Origin of the sequence: Compostimonas suwonensis, from assembly GCF_002797855.1 — a bacterium.
GTDB classification, from domain to species: Bacteria; Actinomycetota; Actinomycetes; order Actinomycetales; family Microbacteriaceae; genus Compostimonas; species Compostimonas suwonensis.
In genome coordinates this window covers 47017-70055 of the sequence record NZ_PGFB01000007.1, presented here as the reverse complement: position 1 = coordinate 70055, position 23039 = coordinate 47017, and the positions used below count along the sequence as shown (strand labels likewise).

Genomic DNA, 23039 nt, shown 5'->3' with positions numbered 1-23039 from the left:
CGGGTCGCTCCGGCCCGGGCATCAGCCGCGCGGTGGAACAGAGGGCGACGTCGTCGCCCTCGTGCGGCGCCCGCTCACCCCGAGGAGCACTCCTCCGAGGATCGTCGCGACGCCGCCGACGACGAACGTCGCCTGCACCCCGGTGCCGTCGACGAGGAACCCGCCCACGGCGGCGCCCACGGCGATCGCGAGCTGGAAGCCCGCGACGACGAGCCCTCCCGCCGCCTCTTTGCGCTGGGGCTCCATCCGTGCCGACCAGGTCTGGATGAGCGTCAGCACGCCGCCGAAGGCGAAGCCCCAGAGCACCACCGCGGCGAAGGCGAGCGTCGGGATCTGCGGCACCGAGGCGAAGACGATGAGGGAGACCCCGAGAAGAGCGGGGACCGCGACGAGAGAGGTGCTCAGCCGGCGGTCGGCGAGGAAGCCCGAGACGAGATTGCCGAAGAAGCCGCCGATCCCGTACAGGGCGAGGAGCAGCGCCAGACCGCTCACGCCGAGGTGCGGGACGTTGTCGGCCCCCAGCCGGATGTAGGTGAACCCTGCGAAGTGCCCGCCGGCGACCAGCACGAGGCCGAGCAGCCCCACGATCATCACGGGCGACCGGACCGTCTCGAAGAGCGCGCGGACTCCGGCATCCTTCGCTGCGGCCACCGACGGCAGGAGCCAGAGCAGCACGACCGCGGCGATCAGGGTCAGCACGGCGATCGCGGCGAAGACCGTGCGCCAGCCCCACAGATCGCCGAGATAGGCGCCGAGCGGAACGGCCACGACGGTCGCCATCGAGACCCCCATGTTGACGATCATGAGCGCGCGGCCGAGGTAACGCGCGGGAACCAGCTGCGACGCGATCGCCGCGGCCATCGACCAGTATCCGGACAGCGCGATCCCCAGCAGCACGCGTCCCACGAGCAGCAGCCAGAAGTTCGGCGCGACGGCCACGAGCGCGTTGGACACGACGGCGAGCACGGCGAGCCCCACGAGGAGGCGCCTCCGATCCAGGCGCGGGAAGAGCAGGCCCACACCCGGTCCGGCCACGATGCCCACGAGCGCGGTGGCCGTGACCGCCTGCCCGGCCACCCCCTCGCTCACCCCCAGCCCGTGTGCCATGGGCGACAGCAGGCTGGCGGGCAGGAACTCGCTCGTCACGAGCACGAAGACGCCGAGCATGAGGGCGACCACGCCCAGCCAGTTCGGTCGTTGCTGCGGTCTGAGATCGACGGAGAGGAGCGAGGCGGTGTCAGTGGGCATTCATCCAGGCTGTCCGATCGCGAGTGCTCGCGCACGACCGAGCGGCCGGGTCTCTTGATCGAGCGTCCCGGCCGCGCGAGCCGACGCTCTCGGGCGTCCGATGCGGGTCAGCGGTCGAGGCGGGCCCGGTCATCGCCATCAGGTGGTGACGGCCTGCCTTGTCTATATAACTGTTATACAAAGAAGGCGAGGACACAGAGGGCGAGGGGCATCGTGGCGATAACAACGATCGACATCGACAAAGACAAGGTCGAGCAAGCGCGGGAGATGACCGGGGCCAAATCGGCGCGCGAGGTCGTCGACCTGGCGCTCGACGCTCTGATCTCCGCCCATCGCTTCGATCCCGAGCAGATGACGGAGAAGGCGACCGCGATCTACGGCAACACCTTCGAGCGCCTCGCCGATCGGTCATCCTGATCCCGAGCGTCGTCCAGCTGTTGGACACGTATCGATTGGTGCCGATTCTGCCGACACCGGTGGTGCGCGACATCGGCCTGATCGAGTCGGCACTGCAGCGCGGCAACCTGACCATCTTCGGCAACGAGGTGTACATCGGCATCCATGCCAAGGTGGCCGCCGTCGTCGATTCCCTCAGCCGTAATCATCCGCTTCCGGATGGGAACAAACGCCTCGCCGCCCTGGCTTCGATCATGATCTACGAGGGGAACGGGTACCGCTACGTCGGCGCCGATTCCGATGACGATCTTTTCGTCGACATCGCCCGGCACGACATGGGGTTCCGTCAGATCGCCGTCAGGTTCGCTGCGCTGTGGGAGCCGAGATCGGAGGCCCCGGGTGGGCGGGCGGCGACATAGGGCGACCGTGCGCGCTCCGACGATGAGCTAGCCGACCGCGCCCTCGCTCGACGGTCGGTCGGCCGGATGCCAGAGGGGTCGTTCGTCGAGGCCGATCGGTGCGTCGTCGTCCGCGGTCGGCTCGGGCGCGGTCGGATCGTCGTCTGCCGAGCCGGCCGCGCGCACGGCGGCGATGCCCCCGAGGATGAGCACGCCGCCGAGGAGCTGCAGGGGAGTGAGCTGTTCGCCGAGCAGCAGCCAGGCGAACAGCGAGGCGAAGACGACCTCGAGCAGCGAGACGAAGGACGCGAGCCGCGAGCCGAGCGCCTCCGCCGCGGTGATGCCGGCGACGTAGGCGACCGCGGTGCTGACGACGGCGACGATCAGGAGCGGGACCCACCAGGGCAGCTCGACTCCCGCGAGCGGCAGGTCGCCGAACTTCGCGGTGAAGGGGAGCAGACCGGTGATGCCCAGCAGTCCCAGGGTGAGGCCGCCGAGCACGAGCCCCGAGGCGGCGAACGCGACAGGGGGCAGGCCGTCGCTCGGGCGGGCGGCGACCACGAAGTAGATCGCGCAGCCGATCATGGCGAGGAACGCGAACAGCAGGCCGAGAGGGTCGGCGGCGTGGAGGGCGCCCGGGCCGATGACGAGCACCAGGCCGCCGACCGCGAGCACCGAACCGATCAGGATGAGGGGGCGGGGCAGGCGTCGTGTCATCGCCCAGGCGTAGCCCACCAGCAGCAGAGGCGCGAGCAGCTCGATGAGCAGCGCCGTGGAGACGGGGATGGTGCGAATCGCCGCGAAGTAGAAGAGCTGGGTGGCCGCGACCCCGGCAAGGGCCATCAGGATCACCCGCCACCGGGCCCGCCACAGCGCCGACCAGTGGCCTCGGAGCGAGACGAGCGCGAGGGGCAGCAGCACGAGGCCACCGACGAGAACGCGCGCGGTGACGGCGGCGGTCGGAGACCAGCCCGCATCGAGGAGGGGCTTGATGAAGCCACCGGAGGCGCCGAACGAGATCGTTCCGATGACCGCCACCACCAGGCCGCCGGAGGTCGACGAGATCGCCACGGTGTCTCCTCATCCGATTGATTGTTACGGCCTATAATCGAGTACGACCATAACAGTACGCTGAGGGTCGGTTAGGAGTCAACATGCAGTTTGCCCATGACACCGAAGAGTCTCTGGAGTTCGCCGTGGAGCTCGGCAACACCGACCCCGGGGCGTCCCGCAGCGGCACCGACGAGATCGCGACGCGCGAGCTGCTCGCCGAGCTGCTCGGCCGATACGTCTTCTCCGGGCGCATCGACGGCGACGACGAGGAGCTCCGCGACGTGCTGCGCACCCGCGACCAGATCCGCCGCGTGTGGACGCTCGACCGTGATGCCGCGGTGCTCGAGGTCAACGGCATGCTCGAGGAGGCCCAGGCGATGCCCTACCTCGCCCGGCACGACGGCTACGACTGGCACCTGCACGCGACGAAGCCCGACGCGCCCCTGGGCGAGCGCATGCGTGTCGAGGCCGCGCTCGCGCTCACCGATGTGATCCGCATGGACGAGATGCAGCGCCTGCGGATCTGCGAGGCGGATGACTGCACCGGCCTCATCCTCGACCTCTCCCGCAACGGCTCCAAGCGTTTCTGCAGCGCGCGCTGCGGCAGTCGTATGAACATGATCGCGTTCCGCAAGCGCAAGGGCGCGCAGGGCCAGGAGGGCTGAGCCTGCGCGCCGGCGGTCGAGCGTGATCGACGGCGTTCGAGGGTGGTCGCCTGCGTTCGAGGGTCGTGGGGCTCCGGGCTCAGCGGCGGCGCAGGCGGGCGTCGCCGATGGCCGGGTCGTCGGCGTTGTAGCTGTCGTCGGGGTTGAGGTCGCGGCCGGGCCTCGCGATCGCGTCGATCGCATCCAGGACCTCGTCGCTCATGTCGAGCTCGGCCGCCGACAGCAGCCCGTCGAGCTGGTCGTGCCGGCGCGGGCCGATGATGACGGAGGTGATGCCCGGATGCGCGAGCACGAACCGCAGTGCGAGCTGCGGCAGGGTCATCCCCGCCTCGGATGCCACGGCGGTGAGCTTCTGCACGGCCGCGAGTTTCGCCGCGCCGAGCGGAGTGCTCGTGTCGTACATGGCTGGGCGACCGGCCACCCGGTGGCCCGTGCCGATGTCGGCGCGACCGGAGAGCCATCCGCCGTTCAGGGGGCTGTAGCTGAGCGCGCCCATCCCGTGCCGCTGAACGGTCGGCAGCACGGCGGCCTCGATGCCCCGGGTGAGGATGGAGTACGGGGGCTGCTCGGTCAGGAAGCGTCCGAGGCCGTGCTCTCGCGACATCCACTGGGCTTCGACGATCCTCTCGGCCGGGAAGGTGGAGCTGCCGAAGGCGCGGATCTTGCCCGCCGTCCGCAGATCGGTGAGGGTGGAGAGCGTCTCGGCGAGGTCGGTGGAGTAGTCGAAGCGGTGCAGCTGGTAGAGATCGATGTAGTCGGTGCCGAGGCGACGGAGGCTGTCGTCGACGGCGCGGGTGATCCACCGGCGTGAGGCGCCGCGGTGGTTCGGATCGTCGCCCATCGGCAGGCCGAACTTCGTCGCCAGCACGATGTCGTCGCGGTGGCCTGTGATCGCCTTGCCGACGATCGTCTCCGACTCGCCCGCCGAGTAGACGTCCGCGGTATCGATGAAATTGACCCCCGCATCGATGGCGCGATGGATGATCCGGATCGAGTCGTCGTGGTCGGGGTTGCCCATCGGGCCGAACATCATGGCACCGAGAGCGAACTCGCTCACCGAGATGCCGGTTGCTCCCAGGATTCTTCTTCTCATGTGTCCATGACATCACCGGCGCGGCGTCGCGGGGTAGACCGATGGTGGCACGGTCTTGCACGATCGTGTCAGGCTTGGGAGAAAAGCGCGCCGCGCCATTGTGCGGGGCGGAGGCGCGCGCTTGGATCGGAGGATGGACGGATTGCACGAGCTCCGCGAGCTGATCCTGCGTCATGCCCGGCACGACAACGGCACAGCCCTCGACGGTGTCAGGCTCACGACCGACGCCGAGCCGATGGCGGGCCGGGCCGGGTTCTCCGAGCCGTCGCTGGCGATCGTGGCGCAAGGTGTCAAACGCACGGTGCTGAACGGCACGCCTTACGACTACCGGGCCGGGCAGTACCTGATCGTCTCGATCGGGCTCCCGGTGATCGGCAGTGTTCTCGAGGCCAGCCGGGAGCAGCCGTTCGCCGTGTTCACCCTGCGGCTGAAGCCCGCCGTGATCGCATCCCTGCTCCTGGAGACGCCCAGCCGCGGTCGTGCCCCTGCCTTCTCGGGTCTCGCGATCAGCGACGCGACGCCCGAGCTGCTGGATTCGGCGGTGCGGCTGGTGCGCTTGCTCGATAGTCCCGAGGATGCGCCGGTGCTGGCAGCGGCGTACGAGCGCGAGATCACGTGGCGGCTGCTCACGGGCGCGCAGGGGGCGATCGTGCGGCAGATCGGGCTGGCCGACGGGAGTCTCGCACAGATCGCCCGCACCATCCACTGGATCCGCGGCCACTACACGGAGACCCTGCGCATCGAGGATCTCGCGCGGCTCGCAGGCATGAGCCTCTCGACCTTCCACCGTCACTTCCGCGGCGCGACCTCGATGACGCCGCTCCAGTTCCAGAAGCAGATCCGGCTGCAGGAGGCCCGTTCCCTCCTGCTCGCCGGGTCGGACGACATCGCCGAGGTGGGCTATCTCATCGGCTACGACAGCCCGTCGCAGTTCAGCCGCGAGTACCGGCGCGCCTTCGGAGCCCCTCCCGGCCGTGACGCGCTCCTCCTCCGCGGTTCCTCCCCGGCCCCCGGCTGAGCCTCGCGGCGCAGTTTCGTCGTGGCGGCGCACGGTATTCGGTGCGCCCCGACGACGAAACTACGCCGCGACGGATGCTGCGAGGGATGACGCGTGGTCGCTGAAGTGGCGGGAACCCCTGTCGTCCGGCTCGACCAGCCCTTAGCATCTCAAGAGTCGCGGTGAACGTGACCGCCGGGTCGTAACCGGTGAAGGAGGGCAACGATGATCGACGCGTCCACGGGCTTCACGCTCGCCCGCACCTTCGACGCGAGTTCGGAGGAGATCTGGGAGGCGTGGTTGACCCCCGACTCCGCGGCGCAGTGGTGGCATCCGCGGGGGATGAGCACGCCTCGCGAGACCGTGCGGATCGACGCACGCGTGGGCGGCCGGTACACCTACACGATGGTGGACGACGTCACCGGCGACCGGTTCGTCGCGGCGGGCGTCTATCGCGAGGTCTCGCCGTTCGAGCGCCTCGTGTTCACCTGGGGCTATCCCGACGGCGACCCGGACGACAGCCCGGTGGTCACGATCACCCTCGAGCGGCTCGACGGCGGCACGCGCATGATCTTCGATCTGCGCGGCGTCGCGGGGAGGAAGGGCGACAGGAGCTTCTACGACGGCTGGCAGCAGGCGCTCGACTCGCTGGGCGAGCACCTGAGATAGCAGTTCGCCCGTGTGACGAGCTGCCCGCCTCAGTTCGCGACTGCGAGCACCGCGTCGCGGGTGTCCTCCCTCGCGAGGGCGTCGAGGATCGCGTCGGCGAGGTCGGCGCGCGTGATCCGGGCACCGGGCGGGTTGACGGTGATGCGCGAACGGTATCGGCCGCGCGGGGGCCTGTCGGTCAGCTGCGGCGGCCGCACGATCGTCCACTCGACGTCGCTCGCGCGGATGAGGGCCTCCATGGCCTTCATGTCGGTGAAGGTGTCTTTCAGGATCGCCTGCACGATCGGCTTCGTGATGTAGCGCATGAACACGCCGTCGCCGTCGGTGCTGTGGCCGCTGCCGCTCACGGCGATGAGGCGGCGCACGCCGGCGGCGTCCATCGCGGCGAGGGCCGCTCGGATGCCGTCGCGGAGGATGGTGTGATCGGCGTCCTTCCCGGGCGGGGCGCCGATGGCAGAGATCACGACATCGGAGCCGCTGAAGGCTCTGGCCTGGGCCTCGGCGTCCCGCGCATCGGCCCGCGCCACCTCGACCCGCGCGCCCGTGAGCGCGGCGAGTTTCGCGGGATCGCGCACGACGGCCGTGACCTCGTGGCCGCGCGCGACGGCACGCTCGACGATCTGGATGCCGGTGCCTCCCGTTGCCCCGATGACTGCGATCTTCATGACTGCCTCCTGCTCTACCGGCCTGTCTCGCGACTGCTCCCGATCACGACCGCCTGTGGTTAGTGTTCGCTAACCACTAGTATTGTTAGTGTTCACTAACCCGTCAAGGGGGCGCCATGGAATCCACGCTCAGCTCGCAGGAACCGACTCGCGGCGCGCGCGACCGCATCCTCGACGCCGCGGCCGCCGTCATGCGCGAGAAGGGCATCGCGGCGACGACGACCAAGCAGATCGCGCAGGTCGCGGGGTACTCCGAGCCGATGCTCTACAAGCACTTCGCCGACAAGCAGGACCTCTTCATGCGAGTGCTCGAAGAGCGGATGCCGCAGCTGCAGCTGCCCGCCGAGCTCGTCGGTGCCGCCACCGTCGCCGCCAACCTGACCCTCCTCGTCGAGCAGCTGCTCGCCTTCTACGTGCGGTCGTTCCCGATGGCCGCCTCGATCTTCGGCACCCCGGCGCTGCTCGCGGCCCACCGCTCCGGGGTGACGGCCCACGGGGGCGGGCCCGAGGCGCCGGTGCTCATCGTCCAGAGCTACCTCGACGACGAGGTCGAACTCGGCCGGCTGCCGCACGACGCCGACACGGGCTCGATCGCCCGCCTGCTCGTGGGTGCCGCGTTCCAGCAGGCCTTCTTCGCGTGCTTCCAGGGGCTCGACGCCGTGCCCCACGAGAAGGATGTCGCACGCACGCTGGTTCTCGCGGCCGTGCGCGGTCTCTAAGACCGTTCCCCGATCCAGTGTGATCGATCGGCTCAAGATGTCGACAGTGCCCGCGCGAGCCGTTCGAGGCCGAACTCGAAGGCCTCGTCGATGGAGCCGCCGAGCTGGAAGGCGCCGGCCAGCTCCATGGTGATGAAGCCGCTGGCCCAGGCGGTGATGAGTCGCGCGGCCGAGAGCGCGTCGTGCTCGCCGACGAGCTCGCCCGCGAGGCGCAGCACGGGGGCGCTCACCCGGGCGAGGGCGTCGGGGGAGGCGTCGCCGGAGAACATCACGCGGAAGGCCTCGGGCCGCTCCCTCGCGAACGCCCGGAACGTTCGCGCAAGCTCCGGGAGCCCGCCGCTCCCGGTCAGGCGTGCGGCGAGGTCGTCGACCGTGGCGTCGGCGACGAGGCGCAGCAGGGCGTTCCGGTCTTTCACGCGCTTGTAGAGAGAGGGAGCCTTGACGCCCACGCGCACGGCGACGGCCTGCATGGTGAGGCCTGCCGGCCCGTTCGACTCGAGGATGTCGCGGCCGGCGGTCACGATGGCGTCGAGCGAGGTGCGGTCTGGTGTGGGCATCCGGAACTCCTGGGGCATCGACGTGATGGCTATTGACAATAGCCATCATAGCTACGTATCGTAGCCTTGTCCACGCCCGCGAGAGGGTATGACCGCGAGAAGGAGAACCCCATGAAGCTCGGCCCGCACCTGCACCGCATCGGCAACGACATCGTCGCGGCCTACCTCGTCGAGACGGATGAGGGGGTCACCGTGATCGACGCCGGTCTCGCCGGTCACTGGAAAGACCTGAACCGCGAGCTGGCCGCGATGGGTCGCAGTCTGGACGACGTGCGCGGCGTCATCCTGACCCACGGAGACAGCGACCATCTGGGGTTCGCCGAGCGCCTGCGCCGGGAGAAGGGCGTTCCCGTCTACGTGCACGCCGCCGACTCCGACCGGGCGAAGGGCGGCGACAAGCCCAAGACGGAGATCGGGAGGATGAGGCTCGGCGCGACGCTCGCCTTCTTCGGCTACTCGCTGCGCAAGGGCGGCCTGCGCACGAGGTATCTCACCGAGGTGCGGGAGGTGGCCGACGGCGATGTGCTGCCGCTGCCGGGCTCGCCCGTTGTGATCGGGATGCCGGGCCACTCCCCGGGCAGCATCGCCGTGCACGTGCCGGTCGCCGACGCGGTCTTCGTCGGCGACGCCCTCACGACGCGCCATGTTCTCACGGGCACGACCGGACCGCAGCCGGCGCCGTTCACCGACGATCCGGCTCTCGCCCTCGACTCGCTCGGCAGGCTCGCCGGCGTGACGGCGAGCTGGGTGCTGCCCGGCCACGGCACGCCCTGGAAGATCGACCCCGCCTCCGTCGAGTCCGAGGTGCGCGGCGGCGAACGCTAGTCGGCGGGCTGCGGCAGGGGCGTGTCATCAGCCCGGCGTCGTCGGCGTGCCGGGCGAGGCTCGGCGACCCGGCGAGGTCGGCCGCGGTCGCCGGCCGTTCATCTGCTGCTGGCAGGGTCATGGACCATGACGTCCACACCGTACCAGTGTCCGCCGCCGTGGTGGGCGCGAGTGCGCCTCCAGCTGTTCCGCATCGTCGTCATCGGGGTCGTGACCGGTGCGCTCTGGCTGCCGTGGCTGCTCCACCTCCCCGACCCCGACCGTCACCTGCTCGGTTCGGCGGGTCGCCTGGTCGTCATCGTCAGCGGCGTCATCCAGATCGTCGCGCTGGTCGTCGGGCTGGTCTTCGTCGGCCTGATGCGCGAGTGGACGGACGAGGTCGGCCGCCGGGCGGCCCGAGTCTGGGGCTGGCTGGCGTTCGTGGCGGGCATTCCGTTCGTCGTGATCGCCGGGAGCACGTTCGTGGCGGGAGTGCGACCGGAGCTCCCGGCCGGGGTGAAGTGGGTCGTCTTCCTCCTGATGCTCGCGAGCGTGCTCGCGCCCGCGCTCCTCAGCCCGCGGAGGGCCGGGCTCCTCGCCATCATCGGCACCCTGCTGGCGGTTCTGGCCATCGCGCTGGCGGCGCCGATGGCGATCGGCGCCGGCTCTGTGCTCATCTTCGGGCCGGTGGTCATCGGCCCGGCGACGGCCTACGCCGTCGCTGTCTCCCTTCACGTCTCGGAGGCCGGCTTCGCAAGGATCTAGAGCTCTCAGGGATCTAGTAAACGTGCCACATTGTGGAATACAATACCGGATTATGGAACAGTTAACTCTAGAAGCAAGCGAGCGTGTGCTCGACGCAGCCCCCGATGCCCTCATCGACCCAGACGAACTGGTGCACGCGGCCATGCGCTGGCACTTCAGTCCCGAGACGGGCTCCCCCTTCTGGATCGAACGCGCGAAGACGCTCGGATTCGACCCGGTCGCCGACGTCACGAGCTGGGAACAGCTGAGGCGGTTTCCGAACGTCACCGATGAGCTGCGGGGAGTGGCGGTCGCCGATCTCATTCCGCGGGGATTCGGTTCCCGCCCCGACGTGGTCTCGGTGATCGAGAGCGGTGGCACGACGGGTGATCCCAAACGGATTCCACTTCTGCGGCAGTTCGCCGAGTTCTTCTCGCACCGCGAGGCCGCAGTGCTCGATCGCGCCGGCGTCCCGCTCGGCGCGAACTGGCTGGCGATGCTGCCGGCCGGGCCGCATGGGGCTTTCGAGCAGATCAAGCGCGCGGCCTCCGTCTACAGTCCGGGCAGCCTCGTCTTCGGCATCGATCTCGACCCGCGCTGGGTCAAGAAGCAGGCATCAGCCGGGCATGCCGATGTCGTCAACGACTACATCGAGCACATCATCGACCAGGCCGCCTTCGTCTTGCGCGGGCAGCCGGTGGCCGCGATGCGGGTGACCCCACCCGTGCTCGCACGTATGCTCGAGCGCGACGATCTGCTCGACATCATCCGGCAGGACGTGCGCTACCTCGTCTGGGGCGGTGCGTCGATGGATGCCGAGGCCCGTCATTACTACCGCACCGAGCTTGTGCCCGACACCGTGCTCTCGACCCGATACGGAACGACGATGGCTCTCGGTGCGGGCGGAGCGGAACGGCCCGGCCTCGGTGACGACGACCCCTGCATCATCGATCCCTCTGTCGCTCCGTACGTGACTCTCTCGGTCGTGGATCCCGTGACTCAGGAGCCCGTCGCCTACGGCGAGCGCGGCCAGGTCATCGTGAATCACGTGAGCAAGTCGTTCCTGCTGCCGAACAACGCCGAACGCGATACCGCCCTGCGCATCGAGCCGCTGACGGGCCAGGTCGGCGACTCGATCGCAGACATCGAACCGCTGTCCGAGTTCGGCGGAGTCTCCGTGGTCGAGGGGGTGTACTGATGCGGGCGGAGCCGAACGCCGCAGAGCTCGTGCAGGTCGACGCGCTGGGTGCGACGGGTGCCTATCGCGCACGCACGAGGGAGACGATCTCGGATGTCGCGGGCAGCCCGGTCGCTCAGATCAGCCTCGTGCCCGATGCGTTCGTCGCGCGCTCCCTGTCTGCTCTGCGCCGGGCGGTGACCCTTCCGGCCGAGCGACGCGTTGAGGCGCTGCGCCGAGCAGGCGAGCTGTTCCGTTCGGCGACCCTGCTCGGCCTCGACGTCGAGGAGTACCAGCACCTCGTGAGCCGGGTCTCGGGACTCGGCCTCTCAGTGGTCCGTGCGGCCATCGAGAAAGTCGCCGACCGCTGCGAGAACGCCTGGGAGAATGCGCAGCTCGCACGTCCGACGGTCGCCGTCGCCGATTGGCGAGACCCTGCGGCTCAGGAGGGAGCGGCGCTCTGGGCTCGTCGCGGCGACGTCTTCGGGGTTCATGTGGCCGGCAACCATCCCTCCGTGCACGCCGCCTGGATCGAGGCGCTCGCTCTCGGCTATCGTGTCGCCGTGCGCCCGTCCCGCAAAGAGCCCTTCACGCCGGCCCGTCTGGTCGCCGCTCTGAGAGAGGCCGGCTTCGGCGACGACCAGATCGTTCTGCTGCCCACCGACCACGCCGTCGCCGACACCATGCTTCGGCTGGCGGATCTCTCCATGGTCTACGGCGGCGACACCGTCATGCAGAAGTATGCGGCCGACCCGGATGTCTACCCCCAGGGTCCCGGCCGCTCGAAGATCCTCATCGCCGCCGACGCCGATTGGCGATCCTACGTCGACCTCGTCGCAGACTCGGCGAGCAGGAGCGGCGGTGCAGGCTGCACGAACACGACGGCCGTGCTCATCGAGGGGGATGCCCGCGGATTCGCGGAGGCGCTCGCAGAGAAGCTCGCGATGCTGCCGAGCGCGCGGCCGGAGCAGGAGCACGCCATCCTGCCCGTCCAGCCGGTGGAGTCGGCCCGGGCTGTCGAGGAGTTCCTCCGGAGGGTCGCGGCAGACGCGGAGCCGATCGGGGAGTCCGCTGGATCTCTCGTCGACGAGCTCGGAGACGGGAGCGCCGCTCTCCGGCCGGCCGTGCATCTGCTGCCCTCGGCCGGATCGCCGCAGGCGAGGGTGGAGCTGGGCTTCCCCTGCGTCTGGGTGGCGCCCTGGACGAGGGAGGACGGCGCCGATGCGCTTCGCGATACTCTCGTGCTGACGGTCATCACCCGCGACGGCGAGCTGATCGATGCGATTGTGTCGGAGCCGAGCATCCGCAACGTCTACGTGGGCGCGCGGCCGACCTATTGGAGTGCGCCGCAGGTGCCGCATGACGGGTTCCTCGGCGACTTCCTCATGGAGTCGCGCGGTGTCGTACGCTCAGCGTGATCGGGGCACGCCCGCTCTGTGCCACGATGAACTGTGACTGACGACCAGGGTATGCAGAGCGTGCTGCGCAGCCTGCGTGCCTTCGAGCTCGTCGCGGAGCGTCAGCCTGCGCGGCTCTCGGAGCTGGCCCCCGAGCTCGGATTCTCGAAGTCGACGGTCCAACGGATTCTGCGCACCCTCGAGAGCGCCGGCTGGATCGAAGCCGTCGACGGCGACGTCACCCGCTGGCAGGTCTCGGCACGCGCGCACTCCGCGCTCCGCGGAGAGCGGAGCGAGCTCGAGCTGCGCAAGGCGGCGGTTCCGGTCATGGAGGCCCTGCGCGACGACACCGACGAGACGGTGCATCTCTCGATTCCCCGTCCGGGCCACGTGATGGTCGTGATCGACCACGCGGAGACCCGACAGGAGCTCCGCATCGTCGCGGCGGTGGGAACCGCCTTCGCCGACACCGCCGCCGCCGGTGGGATCGCCGTGCTCGCGACGATGGATGACGACCGGGTGGGCGACGCGATCCAGGCAGCGAACGAGCAGGCCGTCGCCGCGCACGGCGGTGTCGACGCGACGACGGTCCGCGCCCTCATCGACGCCGTCCGGCGCGACGGCTACTGTGTCAAGCCGGCTGAGAGCGGGCAGACGATCGGCATCGGTGCCGCGATCACCGACGGCACGCACGAGGCGGTGGCGGCGATCGTCCTCGTAGTGCCCGTCGTGCGCTACCGTGACGAGGACCGTGCGCGCCTGGGCGTCCGGGTTCTCGCCGCGGCGACGGCCGTCTCCGCCGTGCTGGCCTCTCGCTGACCCGCCGGCTGGACGGCTACCGCACCGCTCCGGCGGTCAGGCCGCTCACGAGATTGCGCTGCAGGAACACGCAGATGATGACGATCGGGATGATCGCCATCAACGCGGCGACCGCAATCGATCCCCATTCCGGCCCTGAGTCGGTCACGAACGAGCTGATCAGGATCGGGTAGGTCCGCGCGTTCTGGTTCGTGAAGATCAGGGCGAAGAAGAACTCGTTCCACGACAGGATCGAGCAGAACGCAGCCGCTGTCGCGACAGCGGGACGTACCAGCGGAACGGTGACGAACCACAACGCTCGCAATGGTCCTGCGCCGTCGACCGATGCCGCCTCCCGGATCTCGGTGGGCAGTTGCGCGATGGAGGGCGTGATCATCCAGATCGCGATCGGCAGATGGAAGGCCGTGTAGACGAGGATCAGCGCGAACACGGTGTCGATCAGCCCGAACTGGCGCAGCATGACGAAGAGCGGCACGACGACGGCGAACGCCGGCAGGAATCGCAGCAGCAGGAATCCGAGACCGATGTGGCGTCCGACGTCGCGCGGGAACCGGTGCACGTTGAGCGCATAGGCGGCGGGTACGGCGAGCAGCACCGTCAACACGGTCGAGACCGCGGTCGCGATGATGCTGTTCCCGAAGAACCTCAGCGTCGAGGCGTCCGTGAAGAAGTGCACGAAGTTGTCGAGCGTCGGGTTCAACGGGATCACCTGCGGCGGGAAGACGAGGATGTCGCTGTTCGACTTGAACGCCGTGCTGATGACCCAGACGATCGGCAGGAGTGTCATCGCGAGGAGGATGAGGATGGCGATCGTGCGAACGATCGCGAGTGAGATCCGGGCGCGAGCGGTCATTGTCCGGCCTTCCTTTCTGCGCGGCGCATGATGGCGAGGTAGACGAGGGCGAACAGTACGAGCGCCACGGTGAAGACCACGGCGAGTGCGGAAGCATAGCCCTGCTGGAACTCCGCGAATCCCCGCTTGTAGAGGAAGATGCCGACGGTTGTCGTGGCATTGCCGGGTCCGCCGGAGGTGAGTGTGTAAGGCACGTCGAACGCCTTCACCGCGTCGATGGTGCGCAGCAGGATCGCGACGAGGGTGACGGGGAGCATCAGCGGGAGCGTGATGTTCCAGAAGGCGCGCACGGAGCCTGCGCCGTCGAGCCGGGCGGCCTCCTTGATGTCGTCGGGGATGGCGAGCAGGCCGGCTGAGATCATCATGAACACGAAGGGCATCCAGGCCCAGATGTCGACGAAGATCAGCACGCCGAGAGCGCGGCTCGGGTCGCCTGTCCAGTCCATCTCAGGGGTGCCGAGGATCGCGTTGACCCAGCCGTACTGCGGATTGAACAGGAAGCGCCAGACGATGCCGACGACAACGGGGCAGAGTGCCATGGGGATCGCGATGACCACTCGCAGCACGTGACCCATCCGCGAGATCGGGCCGTGCAGCAGGAGTGCGAACGTCCAGGCGAGCACGACCTCGACGGCCACTCCCACGACGGTGAAGACCAGGGTGACGATGACCGAGTCCCAGAACAGCTTGTCTCCGAAGAGCCGCACGTAGTTCTCGAGGCCGATGAAGTCTCCGGTGCCCGCAGCGTTCAGGTTCGTGAGGCTGTAGGTGATGGTGCGCACGATGGGGTAGCCGGCGAAGGCGATGAGCAGCGCGAGGCTCGGTGCGAGCATCCAGAAATAGGCGGTCGGACGCAGTCGCCGTCGCTTTCGCGCAGTTGGGGGAAGGGTGCGGCCGGAGCCGCCAGGGGGTACCTGGCGGCTCCGGGTCTCGATGGTTGTTGTCATGACGATCAGCGCATTCCTGACTCGAGTGTGCTCTTCGAGCTACTGGTTGACGAGTTCTTCGTACCTGTCGGCCATCTCCTGCGCGGCGTCGTCCGCGCTGCCCGCCTGACCCGCGAGGAACCGCGAGACGGTTTCGTCCATCATGCCGTTGATCTGGGCCGCAGTCGCGCCGCGTGCCTTGCCGATCGAGCTCGACAGCGCATCGAGGATGCCCTCGGTCTGCCAAGCGGACTTCACCTCGTCGTTGTCGTACGTCGCTTGTTGCACAGCGGGCTTGCCGTACTCCGTGTAGCAGCCGAGGTCGGCGTCTTCGGAGGTGAGATACGTGGCGAGTTCGTACGCGGCATCCTGGTGCTTCGAGGTGTTGTTGACGGCGAGTCCCCAGCCTCCGGCCTCGCCGTGCCCGCCGGGCACGGTCGTCGCGCCGATCTTGCCGAAGACCTTGTTGCTGTCGCCTTCGGTGTCGACCAGTCCGAGCACGGTCGTGGGCATGAGCTCCGCCATCGCGACGGTGCCGCCGGCGAGCTGCGCCGAGACCTCGGCGAAGGTCGCTGCGAGCGCCCCCGGAGGCGAGTAGACGGTCGCGTCGTCCTTGAGTTGCTGCAGGGCCTTCGCTGCGGCGGTCACGTCCATCTCGCTGCCGGGTTCGCCGAGCGCTTCACCGCCCAGGCCGTAATAGCGGTTGTCGAACATCGTCTGCGCGTGCGATGAGGCCGCCTTCACAGAGATACCGTAGACCCCGGGATAGTCGGGGTTGTTCGTGAAGAACTTCTCGATGTCGGCCACGTCGTCCCAGGTCTTGGGCGGCTCGAGGCCGGCCTGCTCGAACAGGTCGGTGCGATAGAAGAGCGTCTCGGCCTGTGCAGTGAACGGGATCGCGTACTGCTCGCCGTTGAAGACATAGGTGTCCGTCGAGGCGGGCAGGATGCCACCGAGCGCGTCGGCATCCGCCGCGACCTTGTCGGTGATCGGAACCATGAACGGCGCGAACTCGCCCGTCCACTGGTAGGCGATCATCGTCAGGTCGTAGGTGTCGGATCCGCTTGAGAGGGTCGTGAGCAGTTTGTCGTGGTATCCAGAGAAGCCTTCGGATTGGATGTTGACCTTGATGCCGGTCTCCTCCGTGAACTTGTCGATGTAGTCCGTCACACACGGGGTGTAGACATCGGTGTCGAGGAAGAGGGTGTTGAGGGTGATGTCCTCGTTGCTGTCGCTCGAGCCGTCGCCGCTGTCGCCGGAGGCGCAGCCGGTGAGGGCGACGGTCCCGACCGCGAGGGCGGCGAGAGCCGGCAGAGCTCGGCGGGTTGTCTTGTTCATGGTGTCTCCTGTCTTCGTTGACGCGAGGGGTGGTGGATCGGTCGTCAGACGGCGGTGGCCGCCGTGCGTGCTCCGAGTGACTTCGACTCGGCGAAGCGCCGATAGTCGGCGATGTTGTCTTTCGTATAGAAGGCGACGGGGGGATAGATCGCGTTGTTCGCGAGGTTGGCAGGATCCATGCCGAATGCGCGAAGCGACTCGAGCGTTCCGGTGCGGGCGATCGTGTTCGCGAGCAGGGCCGTGTAGTAGCCGAAGTAGTACTCCTGGATCCACACGGAACTTGCGACGGCGCCGCTCTCGACGAGGTCCACCGTCTCGGGCAGCATGTCGAATCCGACGATGGTGAGGTCGGTTCGTCCGGAGAGCTCCGCAGCTCTCGCCTGCACGATCGGGTGGTAGCCGTAGACACCGTACATGCCGACAGCTTCGGGGTTCTCTCTGAGGAGCCGCTGGGCGATCTCGAGCGAGAGCGCGACGTCTTCCCCGTCGCTCTCGCCCACGGCCACCCGGTGGCCGTGCTCGTTCATGGACTCCAGAAAGCCGGCGAGCTTGGCGCCTGCTCCGGGGGCGTGATTGGAGCCGGTCTGCGCGATGACGGTCGACCCGGCGGGGATGCGATCGGAGAGGAAGTCCCCGACCTCGCGGCCGACCCGGTGGATCGAGGGCATGCCGACGAAGGTCAGCCGGCCGCTCTGCGGCGCGTCGAGATCGAAGGCCACGACCGGCACTCCTCGGCGACCGGCTTCGGCGACGATGTCGCCGAAGCCGGTCGCCTGCGTGCCGACGAAGGCAAGGAGGTCGACGCCGTCATCGAGCTGCTGCCGCATGAGACCGATCTGCGCGGCGACATCTTCACTCGGCGGGGCGTCGATCCGCAACTCGAGACCCAGCGCCTCCGCGGCGTCTCGCCATCCGGCGTTCACCATGTCCCAATAGGCGTGCTGGTTCTTCTCGGTGATCCCGATGCGAACCGTGCGGTCGAAGGGAATGGGCATGATCAGGCCGCCTTGCGCGTCGCGCGCACCTTGTCGAGATCGAGCCCGTCGATGCCGAGTCCCGGCTTGTCGTTGACGAAGGCCGCACCGTCCTCGATCCAGACGCCGCCCGTCGTGACGACGTCCTGCTCGAGCAGGAGGTGGCAGCAGACGCCGGTGTAGAGCGGACGTTTCGATGCGAGCGCGAGGTGCGCGACGGCTGTGTTCGCGACGCGCATCTCGTTGATCTCGTCGACGATGTAGGTGATGTTGGCGGCCTCGGCCATCTTGATCATCTGTAGGCAGCGCTGGATGCCGCCGACCCGGCTGATCTTGAGGCTCACGATGTCTGCCGCACGCGCGTCGATGATGTTCCGCAGATCGGAGACGGTGCGGATGCCGTCGTCGAGCATCAGCGGGATACGGGTCGCCCGGCGGATCTCGGCCGCTCCGGCGAGGTCGTAGCCGTCGATCGGCTGCTCGAGGATGAGGTTGCGCGGGAAGGTCTTCCGGCGCTCGAGCACACCGGCGATGTCGAGTGTCTGGTTGACGCTCCAGCCCTGGTTGACGTCGATGCTCAGCACGACGTCTTCGGGGATGTTGTCGAGGATCGAGTTGACGAGCGCGATGTCGTAGTCGGTGTCGCCGCTCATCTTCTGCTTGAAGGCGCGGTAGCCCTGACCCATGAGCGCGAGCAGGTCGGAGGTCGTGTCCTCGTAGGTCGCGGGGGTGATGTGCGTGCGCACGGATTCGTGCACGCGTCCGCCGAGCAGTTGGTAGACGGGCACGCCGATGATCTTGCCGGCGAGATCGTGGAAGGCTATGTCGAGGCCGGCCTTCGCCGCGATGTTCCCGACGGGGGAGTATCGGTCGATCTCGATGTTGAGGCGGTTGATCTGCAGAGGATCGCGGCCGATCAGGTGAGGCTTGAGGTACTCGATGCCCTCGATGGTCTGCCAGGCCGTCTCGCCGTAGACGCCCGGCGAGTGGGCGGCCTCGCCGATTCCGACGAGGCCGGTGTCGGTGTGGACCTCCACGATGACGTTCGTCTGCTCGGGCGACTTCGGATAGAAGCGCTTGTCGGCCTGGTATTCGGGCCGATAGTTGATCTCGACCGGGGTGGTGACGATGTCGGTGATTCGCATGAATGCCTCCGCGTTGAGGGAACTGTGACGCGGACCAGTTAACGTTAACTCTCGGTCGGTGTCAACCGTTTCGCACATGGATATTTTGTTGTTACGTTAACGTTATCGTTCCTGTGGTCATGCTGAGGTTCACCGTGTCGGCGATGAATCGAATCACGCGCTCTGGGCTCAGTGCGCGTAAGGCCCCGTGCTCGATCGGACGACGAGTTCGGCGGGCAGGGCTGTCACCTGGGCGGGTACCCGGGTGCCGGATTCGATGAGGTGCTGGGTGAACTCGAAGGCTCGACGGCCGATGAACGCGAAGTCCTGATGCACGGTCGTGAGCGGCGGTGTGAAGAACTCGGAGCCGGGCTCGTCGTCGTAGCCGATCACGCTGAGATCATCCGGGATCCGCCGTCCCCGCTCGCGTGCGGCGGCCATGAACCCGAGCGCCATCTGGTCGTTCGACAGGAAGACCGCGCTCACCTCCGGCTGGGAGAGGATGTGCTGCCCGGCCTCGTAGCCGCTCGTCGCGAGCCAGTCGCCTTGGAAGACCGGCGGGATCTCTCGACCGGACTCGGCGAGGGCCGCGTGCCAGCCTCTCACGCGCAGGTCGCTTCCCGTCCAGCCGTCCGGACCGGAGACATGCCACACTGTCGGGTGCCCGAGGTCGAGCAGATGCCTGGTCGCGCGCGCGGCGGCATCCACGTGGTCCATGCCCATCACGGGCATTCCGAGCTCCTCCGGGCCCCAGATGGCGACGACGGGGACATCGGTGGGCATCGACCGCAGGGCTGCTCCCGTCGAGCGGTGCGGTGAGATGACGATGATCGCCTCGATCGCGAGCTCGCGCAGTTCGGCGAGAGCGAGCTGGATGCTCTCCTCGTCGAGCACGTTGAGGGTCACGACGTTCACGGAGAATCCGGCCGCTCTGGCCGCCTGCTCGACCGAGAACAGCAGGCTCGCCGGTCCGTGGAACGATGTGGCGAAGCACACGACCCCGATCGAATGCGTCCGGCCGGTACGGAGGGCTCGCGCCACGACGTTCGGGCGATAGCCGATCTCATCGATGATCTTCTGGATGCGTTCCCGGGTCGCGTCTCCCACTCCCTCGCGACCGTTGATGACCCGCGAGACGGTCATGTATGACACGCCGGCGGCCTCGGCGACCGCTGCGATCCCGGGCTCCCTGCGCGTGCTGCGTCCTGTTGCCCCGTTCATGCTCGCCACCCTATCGATCGTTCGTCAATGATAACGTTAACGCAGTTTCATGATGTGGCCACGGGCCGAATCCCTCCGATATCGGCGTGTGCGGGCATCCGAGCCGCACTTGATGGCCGCAGTCAGTGCCGGCCGCCGTGCAGCGCTCTCGCGATCGCCAGCGCCGTCATCTGCACGGCCGGTGCGAAGAGTTCCGCTTGCGAGTGCGCTCTCGCTCCGGTGACCGAGATCGCGGCGATCGGCTCATCGCGTGGCGACAGGATCGGCGCCGCCACGCAGAAGAGACCCAGCTGAGACTCCTCCAGGTCGTAGGCGATGCGCAGCCTGCGCACCGTCGCGAGTTCGGTGAGCAGGGTCTGCGGATCGCTGATCGTGCGCGGCGTGAGCGCCGGAAGCTCGCCCTCGAGCACCGCTCCCACGGTCGCCGCATCGCTGAATGCCAGGATGGCCTTGCCCAGCCCGGTCGCGTGTAGGCTCAAGCGTCCACCCAGCCGCGAGTGCGGAACGCGCAACGATCGTGTGGAGATCTTCTCGACGTAGACGATGTCGCTGCCCTCGCGCACCGCAAGGTTCACGGTGAGCTTGGTCACCTCGTTGAGATTGTGGGCATAGGGCAGAGCCACGTCTCGAAGGCTCGCGGGACTTGACACTCGTGCGCCGAGCTCGAAGAGCTTTACGCCCAGGCGCATTCCCGAGCGGCCCTGTTCGAGCGCGCCCCACTCCATCAGCTCCTGTACGAGGCGGTGGGTCGTCGAGCGCGGCACGCCGCTCACCCGGGCGAGCTCGCGGATGCTGAGCTCGTCGCGATCCGCTGTGAAGGAGTCGAGCAGCACGAAGGCTCGCCGGAGCGAGGAGTAACTGTCCTGCGGGATGGGACGGGGCATGGCCTCGAGCATAGACGGCCTGGCAGCATGACCGCATGCTGAGCGAAGACGCACGATGAACCCGCCCGCAAGCGGCGCATCGCCGACGGTGCGCGTGAGCGCCTCGGAGGAGCGTGCCGTCATCGAGAACGTACTCATCGCCGCGGGCGCGGTAGCGACGGATGCCGCAGTGCAGGCGGAGATGCTGGTCGAAGGCGATCTGCGCGGACACGCCTCTCACGGTGTCCGGCGACTGCCGGTGCTCGTCGAGCGCCTTCGAGCGGGCCTCATCGTGAGTGGCGTCGACGCTGAGCACGAATGGACCGCTCCAGGCGCACTCGCCGTCGACGGTCGGCGCGGTTTCGGTCCGGTCGTCGCCCGGAAGGCCGTCGATATGGTGCTCGACCGTGCTCGCACTCAGGGCATCGCTCTCGCCTCGATCCGAAACTCCGGCCATGTCGGTATGCTCGCGCCCTACGTCGAGAGTATGGGCGCCGCCGGATGCATCGGCATCGCCTCGACCATCAGTGAGGCACTCGTGCATCCCTGGGGCGGCATCAGAGCCATGGTCGGCACGAACCCCCTCGGCATCGGGGTGCCGACCGGCGGTGAACCGCTCGTGCTCGACATGTCGACCGGCGCCGTGTCGATGGGCAAGATCATCGACCATGCGGCCCGGGGCGAGGCGATCCCGCTCGGCTGGGCCGTCGACTCCGACGGACGGCAGACCACCGATGCCGCAGCCGCGGTGTCGGGCGCGATCTCGCCGTTCGGAGGCGCAAAGGGCTATGCGCTCGGCATCGCCCTCGAGGCGCTCGTGGCATTGCTCAGCGGAAGCTCTCTCGGAACGGACGTCATGGGAACCCTCGACACCGTGCACCCGCCGACGAAGGGCGATGTGTTCATCGCGATCTCGGTCGAGGCGCTGGGTCTGCAGCCCCGCCTGCCTGCGATCGCCGCGTATCTCGACGTGGTGCGGGGAAGCGGCCGGGCGGCCGAGGACGGTGGCGTGCCCGCCGTCTCCGTTCCCGGAGACCGGGCCCGCCAGGTTCGCGAGCGCCATCTGCGCGAGGGCGTGCCGATCTCGGCGGAGCTGTGGCAGCGAATTCTGATGTTGGAGAGAGGAAGCGCATGAGCGAGTCGACCGGAGTTCTGAGACTGCCCGAGGCCGTGCAGTTCGGGCGGGGCGCACGGGCCGGCATCCCGGTCGCGGTCGCCCGCTTCGGGCGCCGTGCCTTCGTGGTCGTCGACCCGTTCCTCGCCGGAACCGCGCCCTTCGCCGAGACGTTGAGCGGTCTGGACGCCGCGGGCGTGACCGCCTTCGTCTACACGGGAGTCGTGCCGGAGCTGCCGCTCGACGGCATCGACGCAGCGGTCGCCGTCGCTCGCGGGTTCGGCCCGGATGTCGTGCTCGGCTACGGAGGCGGCAGCGCGCTCGACCTCGCGAAGCTCGTCTCGCTGCTGCTCGTGCACCCCGGCCCGCTGTCGCGATACTACGGGGAGAACGCGGTGCCGTCGCCGATCCTGCCTGTCGTCGCCGTGCCCACGACCGCGGGCACGGGCTCCGAGGTCACCCCCGTCGCTGTCGTCTCCGATCCGGAGCGGGAACTGAAGGTCGGGGTGTCCGATGCAGCACTCGTTCCGAGGGTGGCGATCGTCGACCCGGAGCTCACGGTGGGTGCCCCACCGACCGTGACCGCGGCGTCCGGGATCGATGCCCTCGTGCACGCCGTCGAATCGTTCACAGCCGCCGAGCGCGCGCCGGAGTGGGGATCGACGCTGCCGATCTTCGTGGGTCGCAACCGTCTGAGCTCGGTGCTCGCACTCGATGCCGTGCGGGCTCTCGGCAGCTGGCTGCCCCGCGCGGTCGCCGACGGCTCCGACGTCGAGGCGCGTGAGCAGTGCGCTTACGGCAGCCTGCTCGCCGGCATGGCGTTCGGAAGCGGAGGCACCCACCTCTCCCACGCACTCCAGTACCCGATCGGCGCGATCACGCACACCCCGCACGGCGTCGGCACGGGCATGATGCTCCCCTACGTGCTGCAGGCGCTGCGGGTGGCGAGCGAACCCCAGCTGGCTCAGATCGGCGAAGCACTCGGCGTCCGAGCGGATGCACAGGCCGCGATCGACAGGATCGCCCTGATCGTCGCGACCATCGGCATCCCGCGCACCCTGGCCGACATCGGCATCACCCGAGACCAGCTGCCCCGGATCGCCGAGCTGGCCCGGGGCGTGACACGTCTCGCCGGCAACGCGGCGCTCCCGCCGACACGAGAGCTCCTGCTCTCGATCCTCGAGGCCGCCTACACCGGCGACCGTTCCTCCCTCAGCTAAGGACC

The 23039-nt window shown here is 68.4% G+C and carries 25 protein-coding genes; 13 read left to right on the top strand and 12 right to left on the bottom strand.

The window, feature by feature from the left end:
- Positions 1 to 21: 21 nt before the first annotated feature.
- A complete protein-coding gene (locus tag CLV54_RS16635; RefSeq protein WP_100346123.1) occupies positions 22 to 1248 on the bottom strand; it encodes an MFS transporter in 1227 nt (408 codons plus the stop codon).
- 213 nt (positions 1249 to 1461) lie between these two features.
- Between CLV54_RS16635 and CLV54_RS17630 the strand changes: the two genes are divergently transcribed.
- Together CLV54_RS17630 and CLV54_RS16625 are read left to right on the top strand one after the other, a co-directional pair.
- On the top strand, positions 1462 to 1665 hold the full coding sequence (locus CLV54_RS17630) for a type II toxin-antitoxin system VapB family antitoxin (protein ID WP_157803050.1): 204 nt from the start codon (positions 1462 to 1464) through the stop codon (positions 1663 to 1665).
- A gap of 38 nt (positions 1666 to 1703) precedes the next feature.
- Positions 1704 to 2063 (top strand): type II toxin-antitoxin system death-on-curing family toxin, encoded by a 360-nt coding sequence (locus tag CLV54_RS16625; protein WP_157803049.1) that lies wholly within the window; start codon positions 1704 to 1706, stop codon positions 2061 to 2063.
- A gap of 27 nt (positions 2064 to 2090) precedes the next feature.
- Here the strand turns inward: CLV54_RS16625 and CLV54_RS16620 are convergent, their stop codons facing one another.
- Entirely contained in the window at positions 2091 to 3113 is a 1023-nt protein-coding gene (locus CLV54_RS16620) for a DMT family transporter (RefSeq protein WP_100346121.1), read from the bottom strand.
- A gap of 83 nt (positions 3114 to 3196) precedes the next feature.
- Here CLV54_RS16620 and CLV54_RS16615 point away from each other — a divergent pair, with 83 nt between their 5' ends.
- Entirely contained in the window at positions 3197 to 3760 is a 564-nt protein-coding gene (locus CLV54_RS16615) for a CGNR zinc finger domain-containing protein (RefSeq protein ID WP_100346120.1), read from the top strand.
- A gap of 79 nt (positions 3761 to 3839) precedes the next feature.
- Here the strand turns inward: CLV54_RS16615 and CLV54_RS16610 are convergent, their stop codons facing one another.
- A complete protein-coding gene (locus tag CLV54_RS16610; RefSeq protein ID WP_100346119.1) occupies positions 3840 to 4853 on the bottom strand; it encodes an aldo/keto reductase in 1014 nt (337 codons plus the stop codon).
- Between the two features lie 133 nt (positions 4854 to 4986).
- On the opposite strand from CLV54_RS16610, the gene CLV54_RS16605 reads away from it, so the two are divergent.
- The gene (locus CLV54_RS16605; RefSeq protein ID WP_100346118.1) at positions 4987 to 5871 is read left to right on the top strand and encodes an AraC family transcriptional regulator; all 885 of its coding nucleotides are present in this window, start codon (positions 4987 to 4989) and stop codon (positions 5869 to 5871) included.
- A 204-nt stretch (positions 5872 to 6075) separates the two neighbouring features.
- Positions 6076 to 6519, top strand: a complete 444-nt coding sequence (locus CLV54_RS16600; RefSeq protein WP_100346117.1) for an SRPBCC family protein — start codon at positions 6076 to 6078, stop codon at positions 6517 to 6519.
- A gap of 29 nt (positions 6520 to 6548) precedes the next feature.
- On the opposite strand, the gene CLV54_RS16595 is transcribed toward CLV54_RS16600, so the two are convergent.
- Positions 6549 to 7184 carry an NAD(P)-dependent oxidoreductase gene (locus CLV54_RS16595; protein ID WP_100346116.1) on the bottom strand — a complete coding sequence of 212 codons (636 nt, stop codon included), beginning with the start codon at positions 7182 to 7184 and terminating at the stop codon, positions 6549 to 6551.
- 116 nt (positions 7185 to 7300) lie between these two features.
- Here CLV54_RS16595 and CLV54_RS16590 point away from each other — a divergent pair, with 116 nt between their 5' ends.
- Entirely contained in the window at positions 7301 to 7903 is a 603-nt protein-coding gene (locus tag CLV54_RS16590; RefSeq protein WP_100346115.1) for a TetR/AcrR family transcriptional regulator, read from the top strand.
- Positions 7904 to 7935: 32 nt separating this feature from the next.
- Here CLV54_RS16590 and CLV54_RS16585 read toward each other — a convergent pair whose 3' ends face one another.
- Positions 7936 to 8460 carry a TetR/AcrR family transcriptional regulator gene (locus CLV54_RS16585; protein ID WP_100346114.1) on the bottom strand — a complete coding sequence of 175 codons (525 nt, stop codon included), beginning with the start codon at positions 8458 to 8460 and terminating at the stop codon, positions 7936 to 7938.
- Between the two features lie 111 nt (positions 8461 to 8571).
- Here CLV54_RS16585 and CLV54_RS16580 point away from each other — a divergent pair, with 111 nt between their 5' ends.
- The 5 genes from CLV54_RS16580 to CLV54_RS16560 all read left to right on the top strand — a co-directional run bounded on the left by CLV54_RS16580 (position 8572) and on the right by CLV54_RS16560 (position 13401).
- A complete protein-coding gene (locus CLV54_RS16580) occupies positions 8572 to 9285 on the top strand; it encodes an MBL fold metallo-hydrolase (protein ID WP_100346113.1) in 714 nt (237 codons plus the stop codon).
- Positions 9286 to 9411: 126 nt separating this feature from the next.
- Entirely contained in the window at positions 9412 to 10029 is a 618-nt protein-coding gene (locus CLV54_RS16575) for a hypothetical protein (RefSeq protein WP_157803048.1), read from the top strand.
- An 85-nt stretch (positions 10030 to 10114) separates the two neighbouring features.
- On the top strand, positions 10115 to 11206 hold the full coding sequence (locus CLV54_RS16570) for a phenylacetate--CoA ligase family protein (RefSeq protein ID WP_211294591.1): 1092 nt from the start codon (positions 10115 to 10117) through the stop codon (positions 11204 to 11206).
- Positions 11206 to 12603, top strand: a complete 1398-nt coding sequence (locus tag CLV54_RS16565; RefSeq protein WP_100346110.1) for an aldehyde dehydrogenase family protein — start codon at positions 11206 to 11208, stop codon at positions 12601 to 12603. Before CLV54_RS16570 ends, CLV54_RS16565 begins: the two co-directional genes overlap by 1 nt.
- Before the next feature lie 33 nt (positions 12604 to 12636).
- Entirely contained in the window at positions 12637 to 13401 is a 765-nt protein-coding gene (locus tag CLV54_RS16560; RefSeq protein WP_157803047.1) for an IclR family transcriptional regulator, read from the top strand.
- 16 nt (positions 13402 to 13417) lie between these two features.
- On the opposite strand, the gene CLV54_RS16555 is transcribed toward CLV54_RS16560, so the two are convergent.
- The 7 genes from CLV54_RS16555 to CLV54_RS16525 form a co-directional block, all read right to left on the bottom strand.
- Positions 13418 to 14254, bottom strand: coding sequence for a carbohydrate ABC transporter permease (locus CLV54_RS16555; protein ID WP_100346108.1), 837 nt, complete (start codon positions 14252 to 14254; stop codon positions 13418 to 13420).
- Positions 14251 to 15087 (bottom strand): carbohydrate ABC transporter permease, encoded by an 837-nt coding sequence (locus CLV54_RS16550; RefSeq protein ID WP_157803046.1) that lies wholly within the window; start codon positions 15085 to 15087, stop codon positions 14251 to 14253. Before CLV54_RS16550 ends, CLV54_RS16555 begins: the two co-directional genes overlap by 4 nt.
- Before the next feature lie 153 nt (positions 15088 to 15240).
- On the bottom strand, positions 15241 to 16518 hold the full coding sequence (locus tag CLV54_RS16545; RefSeq protein ID WP_100346106.1) for an extracellular solute-binding protein: 1278 nt from the start codon (positions 16516 to 16518) through the stop codon (positions 15241 to 15243).
- A gap of 44 nt (positions 16519 to 16562) precedes the next feature.
- Positions 16563 to 17513, bottom strand: coding sequence for a substrate-binding domain-containing protein (locus CLV54_RS16540; protein WP_100346105.1), 951 nt, complete (start codon positions 17511 to 17513; stop codon positions 16563 to 16565).
- 2 nt (positions 17514 to 17515) lie between these two features.
- A complete protein-coding gene (locus CLV54_RS16535; protein WP_170062021.1) occupies positions 17516 to 18637 on the bottom strand; it encodes a mandelate racemase/muconate lactonizing enzyme family protein in 1122 nt (373 codons plus the stop codon).
- A 168-nt stretch (positions 18638 to 18805) separates the two neighbouring features.
- On the bottom strand, positions 18806 to 19837 hold the full coding sequence (locus CLV54_RS16530; RefSeq protein WP_157803045.1) for a LacI family DNA-binding transcriptional regulator: 1032 nt from the start codon (positions 19835 to 19837) through the stop codon (positions 18806 to 18808).
- A gap of 122 nt (positions 19838 to 19959) precedes the next feature.
- Entirely contained in the window at positions 19960 to 20721 is a 762-nt protein-coding gene (locus CLV54_RS16525) for an IclR family transcriptional regulator (RefSeq protein ID WP_170062020.1), read from the bottom strand.
- Between the two features lie 55 nt (positions 20722 to 20776).
- Between CLV54_RS16525 and CLV54_RS16520 the strand changes: the two genes are divergently transcribed.
- Positions 20777 to 21835, top strand: coding sequence for an Ldh family oxidoreductase (locus tag CLV54_RS16520; protein WP_100346101.1), 1059 nt, complete (start codon positions 20777 to 20779; stop codon positions 21833 to 21835).
- Complete coding sequence (locus CLV54_RS16515; RefSeq protein WP_100346100.1) at positions 21832 to 23034, top strand: iron-containing alcohol dehydrogenase; 1203 nt, start codon at positions 21832 to 21834, stop codon at positions 23032 to 23034. The genes CLV54_RS16520 and CLV54_RS16515 overlap by 4 nt, the downstream gene beginning before the upstream one ends.
- Positions 23035 to 23039: the final 5 nt, after the last annotated feature.